Source organism: Phyllobacterium trifolii (assembly GCF_014192095.1).
GTDB classification, from domain to species: Bacteria; Pseudomonadota; Alphaproteobacteria; order Rhizobiales; family Rhizobiaceae; genus Phyllobacterium; species Phyllobacterium trifolii.
On record NZ_JACHXN010000003.1, the window covers coordinates 12,866 to 25,306 of the forward strand.

The 12,441-nt window shown below is 56.5% G+C and carries 12 protein-coding genes; 9 read left to right on the forward strand and 3 right to left on the reverse strand.

The features are described 5' to 3' along the window. The first annotated feature begins 100 nt into the window (after positions 1–100). The gene (locus FHS21_RS31135; RefSeq protein WP_281385915.1) at positions 101–226 is read left to right on the forward strand and encodes a hypothetical protein; all 126 of its coding nucleotides are present in this window, start codon (positions 101–103) and stop codon (positions 224–226) included. 12 nt (positions 227–238) lie between these two features. Here the strand turns inward: FHS21_RS31135 and FHS21_RS05070 are convergent, their stop codons facing one another. Further along, entirely contained in the window at positions 239–598 is a 360-nt protein-coding gene (locus tag FHS21_RS05070) for a winged helix-turn-helix transcriptional regulator (protein ID WP_112551476.1), read from the reverse strand. A 100-nt stretch (positions 599–698) separates the two neighbouring features. Between FHS21_RS05070 and FHS21_RS05075 the strand changes: the two genes are divergently transcribed. Further along, entirely contained in the window at positions 699–1,712 is a 1,014-nt protein-coding gene (locus tag FHS21_RS05075) for a zinc-binding alcohol dehydrogenase family protein (RefSeq protein WP_183661162.1), read from the forward strand. A gap of 50 nt (positions 1,713–1,762) precedes the next feature. Here FHS21_RS05075 and FHS21_RS05080 read toward each other — a convergent pair whose 3' ends face one another. Next, positions 1,763–2,077 (reverse strand): ArsR/SmtB family transcription factor, encoded by a 315-nt coding sequence (locus FHS21_RS05080; RefSeq protein ID WP_112525984.1) that lies wholly within the window; start codon positions 2,075–2,077, stop codon positions 1,763–1,765. Then, the gene (locus FHS21_RS05085) at positions 2,074–3,072 is read right to left on the reverse strand and encodes a cation diffusion facilitator family transporter (RefSeq protein WP_112551478.1); all 999 of its coding nucleotides are present in this window, start codon (positions 3,070–3,072) and stop codon (positions 2,074–2,076) included. Before FHS21_RS05085 ends, FHS21_RS05080 begins: the two co-directional genes overlap by 4 nt. Before the next feature lie 160 nt (positions 3,073–3,232). Between FHS21_RS05085 and FHS21_RS05090 the strand changes: the two genes are divergently transcribed. From FHS21_RS05090 to FHS21_RS31445, 7 genes are all read left to right on the forward strand, one after another. After that, a complete protein-coding gene (locus tag FHS21_RS05090) occupies positions 3,233–4,081 on the forward strand; it encodes a TIGR01459 family HAD-type hydrolase (RefSeq protein WP_112551496.1) in 849 nt (282 codons plus the stop codon). A gap of 11 nt (positions 4,082–4,092) precedes the next feature. Continuing rightward, on the forward strand, positions 4,093–5,073 hold the full coding sequence (locus FHS21_RS05095; RefSeq protein ID WP_183661164.1) for a bifunctional riboflavin kinase/FAD synthetase: 981 nt from the start codon (positions 4,093–4,095) through the stop codon (positions 5,071–5,073). 103 nt (positions 5,074–5,176) lie between these two features. Next, positions 5,177–6,019, forward strand: a complete 843-nt coding sequence (locus FHS21_RS05100; protein ID WP_112525978.1) for a MipA/OmpV family protein — start codon at positions 5,177–5,179, stop codon at positions 6,017–6,019. Between the two features lie 272 nt (positions 6,020–6,291). Continuing rightward, positions 6,292–9,210, forward strand: a complete 2,919-nt coding sequence (gene ileS, locus FHS21_RS05105; RefSeq protein ID WP_112551497.1) for an isoleucine--tRNA ligase — start codon at positions 6,292–6,294, stop codon at positions 9,208–9,210. Positions 9,211–9,400: 190 nt separating this feature from the next. Then, positions 9,401–10,072, forward strand: a complete 672-nt coding sequence (locus FHS21_RS05110; protein ID WP_112551480.1) for a hypothetical protein — start codon at positions 9,401–9,403, stop codon at positions 10,070–10,072. A 184-nt stretch (positions 10,073–10,256) separates the two neighbouring features. Next, positions 10,257–11,345, forward strand: coding sequence for a hypothetical protein (locus FHS21_RS05115; RefSeq protein ID WP_210283348.1), 1,089 nt, complete (start codon positions 10,257–10,259; stop codon positions 11,343–11,345). Further along, on the forward strand, positions 11,342–12,439 hold the full coding sequence (locus FHS21_RS31445; protein WP_210283350.1) for an autotransporter outer membrane beta-barrel domain-containing protein: 1,098 nt from the start codon (positions 11,342–11,344) through the stop codon (positions 12,437–12,439). Before FHS21_RS05115 ends, FHS21_RS31445 begins: the two co-directional genes overlap by 4 nt. Positions 12,440–12,441: the final 2 nt, after the last annotated feature.

Consider the following 12,441-nt stretch of genomic DNA (forward strand, 5'->3'; position numbering starts at 1 on the left):
CCCTTGATGTTGGTGTCAAAACGATGTCGCGAACAGCTGCGCCATCCGCGGTATTAGCACTCGACAGAGGTGAGTGCTAACTTCGGCCGGAGATAGTGGGATGGCACTGAAGAGTCAAGGGAAAGCTGCGATGAATCTTTTCTGCGGTGAACCCAGAATCGGCAATCGCAAGGCGCCTGCAAGTACTGCAAGCAAGCATTTGTTCCATAAAAATGTGATGGATTAATGAAACGACGCGTCAGGCTGCTTCCACGTCGATCTTGTCGACAGCGAGATTTGCATCACCCCATGCCTTCAAGGCGTTGATAACCGGCTCCAGACTACGACCGCGCTCCGAAAGCGAATACTCGACCTTGGGCGGTACCTCGGCATAGACCTTGCGTATGATCAGCCCATCGGCTTCCAATTCGCGCAGCTGGTTGGTCAGCATGCGCTGCGTGACATTAACTAGCTTGCGGCGAATCTCATTGAACCGCAGCGTGCCTGACATGAGATGGTAAAGGATCACGCCTTTCCACTTGCCATCGATCAGGTTGAGAACGCCTTCCACAGGACAGCCGGCGGAACAATCAAACGTCTTGTGGCGCACGCGTGGCATCACGGTATCCTTTTTGACACTATATACAATATATGTGCATTCTTGCACTTACATAGCATAAGGCGCATCTGACCCAGGTCAACTTATTTGGAGAAAGCCCATGCGCGCTGTCGCCTATTTCGAATCACAACCCATCACCGCTGAAACTTCATTGGTCGATATCGACCTGCCGAAGCCCGAAGCAAGTGGCAGAGACTTGTTGGTTGAGGTGAGGGCGATATCTGTCAATCCCGTCGATACCAAGGTTCGAGTCAGGGTGAAACCGGAAGGGGGAACGCCCCAGGTGCTTGGCTGGGATGCGTCAGGCGTCGTAGCCGCAGTGGGTCCCGAGGCACAATTCTTCAAGCCGGGTGATGAAGTGTTCTACGCTGGAGTGATCGATCGTCCCGGCACGAACTCAGAATTTCACCTCGTCGATGAGCGCATTGTCGGTAAGAAGCCGTCATCGCTGGACTTCAGCGCCGCCGCCGCGCTTCCACTGACGTCGATTACGGCATGGGAAACCCTGTTCGACCGATTGGATGTCGAGAAGCCGGTGCTCGGCGCTGCCAATGCCATTGTGATTATCGGTGGGGCAGGAGGTGTAGGTTCGATCGCTATTCAGCTTGCAAGGAAGCTGACGAATCTCACTGTTGTCGCCACTGCATCGCGTCCCGAGACGAAGACCTGGGTCAAGGAGCTTGGCGCTCATCACGTCGTAGATCACTCGAAACCCATAGCGGCCCAGGTTGAGGCGCTGGGTATAGGCGCTCCGGGATTCGTGTTCTCAACCACCAACTCGGATGCGCATCTTGCCGAAGTCGCCACGCTGATCGCGCCGCAGGGCCGGTTCGCACTGATTGATGATCCGAAGACACTCGATGTCATGTTGCTGAAGCGCAAGAGCATATCGCTGCATTGGGAGCTGATGTTTACACGGGCGCTGTTCAAGACACCGGATATGGATGCTCAGCATCGAATTTTGAACCAGGTGTCGGAACTCGTTGACGAAGGGACGATTAAAACAACTCTCGCCGATGACTTCGGCAAGATCAACGCCACCAATCTCAAGAGAGCACATGCATTCATAGAAAGCGGCCGCGCCAAAGGCAAGATTGTTCTGTCCGGGTTCTGAGCACGGCAACTACGCTGGGTATATGAGTAGAAGTGCCCAAAAGAGCAGCGTCAATCCTCGCCGCTCTCTTCACAAACGTGATGCGCCATATCGACAAGCATGTCGCTGACATGCTTGTCGGCGAGCTCATAGAAAATCTGCTTGGCCTGCCGGTTGCCGCGTACCAGCCGTGCACCGCGCAACAGGCGCAAATGGTGGCTTACCAGCGATTGCGACAGATCGAGGCTCGTCGCTATATCACCGACTGATCTCGGCTCGTCGAGGCAGAAGAACAGGATGCGCAGCCGCGTCGGGTCGCCGAGCAACCGAAACGTCTCTGCAAGGATCGTCGTATCGAGTTGTGATGGGATCGCCAGCTTGTTCAATGCTTATGGCCCTCGTGACGATGGTCATGCTCCGCATGGTCGTGATCCGCGTGTTCATGTTCTTCGTGATCGCCGCCTGGCTCTATGCCAAGGCAGCAATCCTCCGGCGCCGTATCCGGCCAGTCGATGGCGATGGTCGAATGTTCGATGTCGAATTTCGTCCTAAGCTCGATCTCGACCCGTTTGACCAGCAGCCTTGGATCAGCATCCGGCGCGGGCAACACGTGTAAGGTACAAAGCGCCTTACCCGACGTGATCATCCAGACATGTACATGACGCACATTGGCGAGACCGGGGATCGCCTGTTTCAAGTGCTGCTCGATTTCTTCAGGCGAGGCGTTCGCCGGCGCACCTTCAAGAAGAATATGCATTGAATTTCGCAGCAATGCCCAGGCACTGCGCAGGATAAGCAGGCAGACGAAGACAGAGAGGATGGGGTCTATCGGCGTCCAGTCCGTATAATAGATGACGATAGCGGCGATGATTGTCCCGACGGAACCAAGCAGATCGCCCAGCACATGCAGGATTGCACCCTTGATATTGACGTGCTCGCTGTCACCGCGCGTAAGGATCCAGAATACAGCTATATTGATGACCAGCCCGATCGTCGCCACGATCAGCATCGGCCCTGCCAGTACTTCACCGGGGTTGCGGAAGCGATCGACAGCCTCGATGGTAATCCAGATGAGGATAGCGAAGAGCGCTATGGCGTTCATCAGCCCGGCAATGACTTCAAAACGCAAATAACCGAATGTGCGCCGCTCGTCCGCTGCACGCTTGCCGAAATGGAATGCCGCATAGGACAGAGCCAGCGCAGCGGCATCGGTCACCATATGGCCAGCATCGGCGATCAGCGCCAGCGAACCGGACAATAGACCGCCGATAACTTCGACAATCATGAAGGCGAATGTAATGAAAAACGCGATCAACACTTTGCGCTGATTATCCACCGTGATCTTCGGTGCGTGGTCGTGGCCTTCGTGTGAATGTGACATGGCTTGCCCTAGTGATAACAAACATATCAATAATTGTTCATATGTATGCTGTCAATATTTGGACGCGAAACAATCGCAGATGATCATGGGTGACACATTTCATGCAATCGGGTAAGCGATGTCGGGCTTTGCGTTCTCGGAAAGGATCGGCATGACCGATATGATACATTTGCAGCGTCTCGACGAATTGATGGATCGTTACGATGTACTCCTGTGCGATGTCTGGGGCGTTCTGCATAATGGCGTGGATTCGTTTGCTTCCGCGTCGGCAGCTCTTTCCCGTGCGCGGGTTGCCGGTCTGACGGTCGTCCTTATAACCAATGCACCGCGCCGTTTCGACAGCGTCGCGCAGCAGATACACGCGCTTGGCGTGCCCGAATCTTCGTACGATCGCATTGTCACATCGGGGGACGTGACGCGCGAATTGATCCGCAATGCGCCGCGCCCCGTCTTGCATCTTGGGCCTGAGCGCGATGAAACGCTGTATGAAGGGTTGGACGTCGAACTTGTCGAGGAACGCGAGGCAGACGTCGTCGTGTGTACCGGATTCTTTGACGATGAGACGGAAACACCGGAAGATTATGCCGAAATGCTGACTCGATTCCGATCGCGTGATCTGCCGTTCATTTGCGCCAATCCGGATATTGTCGTCGAGCGCGGCGACCGCCTCATATGGTGTGCCGGAGCGCTTGCCCGTGATTACAGCCAGCTTGGTGGCCGCACCTTGATTGCTGGCAAGCCGCATCGCCCAATCTACGAGGCCGCTGTCGCTGCCGCTGCGGAAGTGCGCGGCGAGTCGGTCGACCCCGCACGCGTCCTCGCTATCGGCGATGGTATGCTGACCGATATCAAGGGCGCCGACCTTTTCGGGATCGATGCTCTTTATATTTCCGGTGGTATCCACGCTGGAGACTACGTCATGGGCGGTGTTCAAGACCTTGAGAAACTGCTTGCATTTCTGGCGAAGCACGGCAGCAATCCTGTGGCCACGATGCCCATGTTGGCCTGAGGCTAAAGTTCATGTCGATCCTGCGTCTGAGCGATCCAAACCATTTGCCCGGGCACCTCAAAGATGCCGTGGTCGCGATTGGCAATTTTGATGGTGTGCATCGCGGTCACCAAGCCGTGCTGGAACGAGCGCTGGAGGCAGCGCGGGCGGCGGGAAAGCCTTCCCTCGTGCTGACTTTCGAGCCGCATCCGCGCAGCGTGTTTGTACCGGACCAGCCGGTCGACCGCTTGACCCCGGCCGCCGAAAAAGCCTCCATTCTCGAAGCATTGGGCTTTGATGCAGTGGTCGAGTGCCATTTCACCCGCGAGTTTTCGCAGCTGACTGCGGACGTATTTGTAGACCGGATACTGGTCGGCGGGCTGGCAGCGAGCCGCATCGTTACTGGTTTTGATTTTCATTTCGGCAAGAACCGTCAGGGCGGACCCGCCTTTCTGATGGATGCCGGCGAAAAGCGTGGCTTTCACGTCACTCTGGTTGATGCCTTCCGCGATGAGGGCGGTCACGCGATCTCATCAAGCCGGATTCGCGAGCTGTTCGGCGAAGGGGAGGTGGTAGAGGCTGCGGGTCTACTCGGTTATCGCCACCGTATCCGGGCCGAGGTCATTCGCGGCAAACAGCTGGGCCGCACCATTGGATTTCCGACAGCCAACATGGTTTTGCCGCCGGAAACACATCTGAAACATGGCATCTATGCCGTGCGCTTCCGCAGGGCGGACGGCACACTCTACGATGGCGTTGCCAGCTTCGGCCGGCGACCGACAGTCGACACAGATGGTGAACCGCTGCTCGAAACTTATGTCTTCGATTTCAACGGCGATCTCTATGGTGAAACCTGCGCTGTATCATTCTTTGGTTATCTGCGTGGCGAGGAAAAATTCGACGGCCTGGAACCGATGATGCAGCAAATTAAGCGTGATGAAGAGGAATCGCGGGCCTTGCTGCAGGGTGTGCGGCCATTGTCGGCGCTCGACCAGACGATCAACTTCGATTGAATTGGTAAATTGTTTACCAAGACAATAAAGCCAATTTTATCTATCTTTCGGTAGTTTCGCCAGATAACTTGCCACCTCCCAGGCAGGGTTCCGGAGTGATTTCATGTCTATTCGCCTGATTGGCGCTCTCTCGAGCGCACTGTTTTTTGCGGGATCAACTGCAGTTTTTGCTGATGAGTATTATCCGGACAGCCAGCCAACCAGTAGCACGCGCGGGGATCATTGGTGGTCGGGTGACTGGTATCTGACGCTTGGTGCCAAAGGCTTCGTTGCTCCAAAGTATGAAGGCGCCAAGGACTATATGCTCAGCGCTGCCCCGGTTATCTCCCTTGGCCGTGCAGGTAAGTCGGTTCGTTTTTCTTCGCTCAACGACAATGCCTCCCTCGGTTTCATCGACACAGGCGTTTTCCGGGCTGGTCTCACCGGTAAACTGATTACCGGACGCGACCGTGGTGACTCTGACGATCTCAAAGGCCTTCACGATGTCGACTGGGGATTCGAGCTCGGTGGCTTTGCAGAATTCTATCCGACAGACAATATTCGCGGCCGGGTCGAGGTGCGGCGCGGTATCGGCGCTCATGACGGCGTCGTTGCCGATTTTGCCATCGATGCTTTCAAGGACATAACACCGACAGTGCGCGTGTCTGCGGGTCCGCGTGCAACCGTTGCCTCCAAAGACTATTTCGAGGAATATTATGGCGTGACTGCCAGTGAGTCAGCGGCATCGGGCCTCGCACGGTATTCGCCGGGCGGTGGCCTGAAATCGCTTGGCGTCGGCGGTCAAATCACTTGGCAGACCACCGACAAGATAACCACGAGCGCCTATGCCGAATATAGCCGGTTGATGGGACCAGCGGCAGATTCAAGCCTTGTCAGGGAGCGCGGTTCGGCCAATCAGGCGACACTGGGCGTGCAGGCAACCTACCGCTTCGACTTCGCGCTTTAAGCGGTTGAGGCGGCGCACGCGAAGTTTATTGCGCCTCCCTCTTTATTCTATGAGCGGTGATTGCTAAAAGCGCGGCATGAAAACCGTTTGCTGGACTGGCGCGCAGTCCATACCTATTCAGGCGATACGAATTACTGGCCCGGCCTTGCCGCGTTCCTGAAGCTTCGGCTTTGCGGTGCGGAAGGTCCGGGGCGGCGCCTTTGCGCTCTAATATGATTTCTTCGAATCTTGCCCGCTGCGATAACGCGCGGGCCCCATCACAAGCTGGTAAAATGACTGATACGTCCACGACACTCGACTATTCGAAAACACTCTATCTGCCGCAGACGGACTTTCCGATGCGCGCCGGGCTGCCTGCCAAGGAACCGGAATTCGTCGCACGCTGGCAGGAGATGAACCTCTATAAAAAGCTACGCGAAGACGCGAATGGGCGTCCGCTCTATGTCCTGCATGATGGTCCCCCCTATGCCAATGGCAACATCCATATCGGCCACGCTCTGAACAAGATCCTCAAGGACGTCATCACCCGCTCGTTCCAGATGCGCGGCTATGACTCCAATTATGTGCCCGGCTGGGACTGCCACGGCCTGCCGATCGAATGGAAGATCGAGGAGCAGTACCGCGCCAAGGGCAAGGACAAGGACGACGTGCCGATCAACGAATTCCGCAAGGAATGCCGTGAGTTCGCCACGCACTGGATCAAAGTCCAGTCGGCGGAGTTCAAGCGCCTCGGCATCGAAGGCGATTTCGAAAACCCCTACACGACGATGGCCTTCCATGCGGAAAGCCGCATCGCCGGTGAGTTATTGAAATTCGCCATGTCCGGCCAGCTCTATCGCGGCTCCAAGCCGGTCATGTGGTCGGTGGTCGAGCGGACGGCGCTCGCCGAAGCGGAGGTCGAATACGCTGACATCGAAAGCGATACGATCTGGGTGAAGTTTCCTGTTGCTGAAGGGCCTCAGGATTTATTGCCTACGTCAGTCGTCATCTGGACCACTACGCCTTGGACAATCCCCGGCAACCGAGCAGTGAGCTATTCGCCGCGCGTTGCGTATGGGCTGTACGAGGTTGGGTCTGCGGAGAATGATTTCGGTCCCCGTCCAGGTGAAAAGCTGATCTTTGCAGATGCCCTTGCCGAAGAATCGGCAACGAAAGCCAAGCTGACCTTCAAGCGTGTCCGGACGGTTTCGGCTGATGAACTTGCAGCGATCACGCTTGCTCATCCCTTTAAAGGCCTTGGCGGCGGATATGAATTTCCCGTGCCCATGCTGCCCGGCGATCATGTCACCGACGATGCCGGCACAGGTTTCGTGCATACCTCTCCCAGTCATGGCCGCGAGGATTTCGATGCATGGACGGATGCGCGCAGCGATCTTGAAGCTCGCGGCATTTCTTCGGCAATCCCGTTCACTGTCGATGATGCCGGCTATTATACAAAGGACGCGCCGGGCTTCGGCCCCGACCGTGAAGGCGGTGCCGCGCGCGTTATCGATGACAATGGCAAAAAGGGCGATGCCAACAAGGCCGTCATCGACGAACTCATTGCCCGCGACGCATTGTTCGCGCGTGGCCGCCTGAAGCATTCCTATCCGCATTCCTGGCGCTCGAAGAAGCCGGTGATCTTCCGCAATACACCGCAATGGTTCGTCTACATGGACAAGGACCTCGGCGATCAGACGACGCTTCGTTCGCGCGCGCTTGCCGCTATCGACGAAACCCGTTTCGTTCCCGCCGGCGGCCAGAACCGTTTGCGCGCGATGATCGAGGATCGCCCTGACTGGGTGCTCTCACGCCAGCGAGCTTGGGGCGTGCCGATCTGCGTCTTCGCCGACGACAACGGCAATGTCCTGAAGGACGACGGCGTCAATTCTCGCATCCTCGAAGCTTTCGAGCAGGAAGGCGCCGATGCCTGGTTTGCCGAAGGTGCGAGCGAGCGGTTCCTTGGTGAAAAGGCCAATGAGCCATGGACGCAGGTCCGCGATATTCTCGATGTCTGGTTCGATTCCGGTTCAACCCATGTGTTTACGCTGGAGGACCGGCCCGACCTGAAATGGCCCGCCGATGTCTATCTCGAAGGTTCGGACCAGCACCGCGGCTGGTTCCACTCGTCGCTGCTGGAGAGCTGCGGTACGCGTGGTCGCGCGCCATACGACACCCTTGTCACCCATGGGTTCACCATGGACGAAGAGGGGCGAAAGATGTCGAAATCGCTCGGCAATACGGTGACGCCACAGGACGTAATCAAGGATTCCGGCGCGGATATCCTGCGTCTTTGGGTCATGACGACTGATTATTGGGAAGATCAGCGTCTCGGCAAGAACATCATCCAGACCAATATCGACGCCTATCGCAAATTGCGCAATACGATCCGCTGGATGCTCGGCACGCTTGCTCATGATAAGGGCGACGAGATCGCCTATGAGGATATGCCGGAGCTCGAGAAGCTGATGCTGCATCGCCTCGCCGAACTCGATGAGGTCGTGCGCGCGGGCTATGACGCTTTCGAGTTCAAGCGTATCACACGCGCGCTTATCGACTTCATGAATGTTGAACTCTCGGCTTTCTATTTCGATATCCGCAAGGACTCGCTCTATTGCGATGCGCCATCGAGCATCAGACGCAAAGCCTCGCTTCAAGTCGTGCGCTATCTCTTTGACCGCATCGTCACATGGCTGGCCCCGATGCTGCCGTTCACGATGGAGGAGGCTTGGCTGGACCTCCACAAGGACGCAGTATCGGTTCATCTTGAGCAGTTCCGCGAAACGCCAAAGGAATGGAAGAACGACGAACTCGCTGCCAAATGGCGCAAGGTGAAAGATGTTCGCCGTGTTGTAACCGGAGCACTCGAGCTGGAGAGGGCAAAGAAAACCATCGGCTCGTCCCTTGAGGCGGCGCCTGTGGTCTACATTACCGATCCGGAATTGCTTGCCGCGGTGAAGGGTCTGGACATGGCCGAGATCTGCATCACCAGCGACATCACGATAAAAAGCGAAAAAGCACCTGCGGATGCGTTTGTCGCCGATGATGTGAAGGGCGTTGCAGTTGTATCTCAACGTGCGACAGGCATGAAGTGTGCCCGTTCGTGGCGGTATACGCACGATGTCGGGTTGGACCCGGCATTTCCTGATGTTTCAGCCCGTGATGCCGAGGCTCTCCACGAGCTGGAAAAACTTGGAAAGCTAGCTGTTTAGAGAAGAAATGCGGATTGCTGGATAAAGTGATCCGCATATTCCTCTGTAAAACATGCACAGACTTGCTTAATCTAATTGGCCTCATATAAAAGGCTTGCCATTGAGTTGCCTGATTTTAGAGGCAGGGCATAGATCAAGCACAATTGATCGGCAGTCAGAACTGCCCAGACATGGGTTGGAAATAGCGAGTATGGATTTGAACGGACGCATTACGGTTTTTGGTGCACTGGTCGCGTCACTGGCCCTTGGCGGCTGCATGTCGTCGCCCACCTATGGTACGGACAAGACTGCTGGCAGCCAGCTCCTTGACGATGTATCGAACATGGCTTCCTTCGGATCATCCAAGAAGAAAAACCAGATCGCTTACAACCCGCGTCCCGAGCTCGTCCGCCCGGCCGAGGGCAAGGTAGCACAACTGCCGGCACCGCAGAATGATGTCGTGACCACCGATAGCGCAAACTGGCCGGAATCGCCCGAGGCGCGGCGCAAGCGCATACGCGACACAGCGACTGCCAACCAGAACAATCCGAACTTTACGCCTGAAGTTGAGAACGACATGCCTCTTGCAAAGCAATCTGCAGGCAAGCCGGAATATGGGTTCTTCAACGACAAGTCGCCCGCCAATCAAGGATCGAAAAGCAGTGCGGCCGCCGATTTTCGCGCTCGCAAGCTTGCGTCAACAGCCGGATCGCCAACGACGCGTCGTTACCTGAGCGAGCCGCCACTCGAATACCGTGCGCCGGCGCCAACCGCTGCAGCCAATGAGCTGGGTGAAGACGAGGCCAAGAAAGAGCGGGAACGTAAAGCCGCTGCCAAAAAAGACAAAGGCTTTAGTTGGAAAAATCTCATTCCCTGGGAATAGAGATTCACCGAGCGCGCGCAGTCTGCAAGGTCACACAATTGTTGAGCCACTATTCCGTGACCGACCGCGAAGGTCGTCAAGACCGACAATAATTGCAACTAAGACGGTATTTGCGCACCCTAATACTTAAGTGTTATTATTTCTGACACTAGTCGAAACCCTTGGGGCGTTGGGGGGTGTTCGAATGATTGTTGTCAGGATGAGGGATAAAACTACTCGTGTCTTGCGCACGGGTCTGACAACGTTCTTTTTTTCCTTGTTTACTCTCCTATCTGCGGAACCGGGCGTCGCACAACAAATCGTGACGAGCGGCCAGGTCACGAGCGGAATTCTGACAGCCCCCGGCCCACAGCCCAGTCCTTGGGATGTGGGATATTTTCTTGATGTCGGCAGCGATCTTATCGGTGGGATCGATGGCGAAGGTTCACTGGTCATTCGCGATGGTGGCGTCGCGTTTCTTTCGCGTAACGATCTGACTATAACTCGGTTCACGACGGATATCGGGAGCAATACTGCCTCTGTTGGCACCGTTCTCGTGACAGGAGCGGGATCGTCGTTCGATTATGGCCATCAGATGGTGATCGGCGGAGCGGGATCTGGGTCTCTTGTCATTGAGAATGGTGCAAGAGTCTTCGATGCCGGCGCGGATTTTAATGGCAGTCCTGCAGCGACGGCGATCGGATCAGAAGCCGGCGGTTCGGGCTCGGTCCGCGTCGCCGGCGCGGGCTCAATTTGGGAGGCCGGATCCCGGCTAAGCGTCGGCTTTCGAGGCGTGGGTTCTCTGGATATCATTGAAGGTGGCCGTGTATCGACCGATACGGTCGTCGCTGTAGCGCGATTCTCCGAAGGCAGCGGCACAGTCACTGTTCGCGGTGTGAATTCGGTGCTCGATCCCGGCCGCTTCCTGTTTGTCGGACTTGGCGGTTCTGGTTCGCTCTCTGTGCTAGACGGCGCCGCTGTCCGAAGTCTTGATAAGGTTGATATTGGCGGTGGGGCTGGGGTACCAGCAGAGGGTATCGCGGCTGGCTCAGGCACGGGCATTGCCAATGTCGCGGGCGCTGGGGCTGCGCTTTCTGCCGCATCGGAACTGACCGTTGGAAATTCCGGTACCGGAACATTGAACCTTGGTAGCGGCGGTACAGTTGCAAGCCCAGTCATAAGCATCGCTTCCGAACCTGGTTCGTCAGGCACGCTAAACGTTCTAGGTGGAGCTTTGCAAACAGATAGCATCGCCTTCGGCGCAGGCAGCGGCCGTTTAATCTCGATCCCGTGACGGATTATGATCTCACTGCTCGCATGAGTGGACCGGGCACATTCAATGTGCTTTCAGGCAACGTGATTCAGACAGGAGACAGCAGCGGGTTCACTGGCAATACCAATGTTGCGAGGGGCAATCTGTTCGTCAATGGCACACTTGGCGGGACGATCGCTGTTCAAGACAGCGGGCTGTTGAGCGGAACCGGCACCGTAGGCTCCACGTCAATTAACGACGGTGGTCTTCTGGCTCCGGGCAATTCCATAGGTACGCTACAGGTAAATGGCAATCTCTCGTTCAACCAAGGTTCGACCTACCAGGTCGAAGTCGATCCGGCTGGCAGCAGCGACAGGACATTGGTCTCCGGAAATGCAACGCTGGGCGGCGCACATGTGGATGTCATCGCTTCAGCCGGCAGTTGGCGTATCGGTACGGCCTATACCATCCTAACGGCTGCGGGCGGATTGAACGGCAGCGAGTTCGCCGTCGTGACATCGAACCTCCAGTTCCTCGATCCCGTCCTGACCTATGATCCAAGCAACGTCATGCTGATCCTGCGCCGCAACGACATCGACTTTGCCGAAATCGCGAAGACACCCAATCAACGCCGTGCCGCAAAATCCATCGACGATTTCATCGCGCTGGATCCAAACCCGGATGACTATCCCCTCATTGGAAAATTGCTGGGATTGGACAAGGCAACCGCACCACTGACGATCGCCCAGCTTCCCGGCGAAATCCACGCGTCCCTCAAGAGCGCGTTGCTGGATGACAGCCATTTCATCCGGGATGCGGCCAACAACCGGCTTCGCGCTGCATTCGAGGCCGTCGCGGCGCCGTCCTTTCCGGTTCTGGCTTATGGGCCAGACGGTGTTGAGCCCCAGGCAGGGACAGGCGATCGCTTCGCCGTTTGGGGGCAAGGGTTTGGATCGTGGGCGAATTGGAACAGCAATGACCAAGTACCTGGTCTCGATCGGTCCGTCGGCGGCTTTCTCATTGGCGGCGACGTGCCGTTTGGTGAGAGTGTCCGCGTCGGAGCGTTGGCTGGTTACAGCCGCACATCAACGAACCTGGCCTGGGTGCTTCAGCCGATGTCGATAATTATCATCTAGGT

What these genes read in the sequence shown, in the direction of transcription:
- FHS21_RS31135 (WP_281385915.1), top strand. Translation starts at nt 101, where the DNA reads ATGGCACTGAAGAGTCAAGGGAAAGCTGCGATGAATCTTTTCTGCGGT.
- FHS21_RS05070 (WP_112551476.1), bottom strand. Translation starts at nt 598, where the DNA reads ATGCCACGCGTGCGCCACAAGACGTTTGATTGTTCCGCCGGCTGTCCT.
- FHS21_RS05075 (WP_183661162.1), top strand. Translation starts at nt 699, where the DNA reads ATGCGCGCTGTCGCCTATTTCGAATCACAACCCATCACCGCTGAAACT.
- FHS21_RS05085 (WP_112551478.1), bottom strand. Translation starts at nt 3,072, where the DNA reads ATGTCACATTCACACGAAGGCCACGACCACGCACCGAAGATCACGGTG.
- FHS21_RS05090 (WP_112551496.1), top strand. Translation starts at nt 3,233, where the DNA reads ATGATACATTTGCAGCGTCTCGACGAATTGATGGATCGTTACGATGTA.
- FHS21_RS05095 (WP_183661164.1), top strand. Translation starts at nt 4,093, where the DNA reads ATGTCGATCCTGCGTCTGAGCGATCCAAACCATTTGCCCGGGCACCTC.
- FHS21_RS05100 (WP_112525978.1), top strand. Translation starts at nt 5,177, where the DNA reads ATGTCTATTCGCCTGATTGGCGCTCTCTCGAGCGCACTGTTTTTTGCG.
- ileS (WP_112551497.1), top strand. Translation starts at nt 6,292, where the DNA reads ATGACTGATACGTCCACGACACTCGACTATTCGAAAACACTCTATCTG.
- FHS21_RS05110 (WP_112551480.1), top strand. Translation starts at nt 9,401, where the DNA reads ATGGATTTGAACGGACGCATTACGGTTTTTGGTGCACTGGTCGCGTCA.
- FHS21_RS05115 (WP_210283348.1), top strand. Translation starts at nt 10,257, where the DNA reads ATGATTGTTGTCAGGATGAGGGATAAAACTACTCGTGTCTTGCGCACG.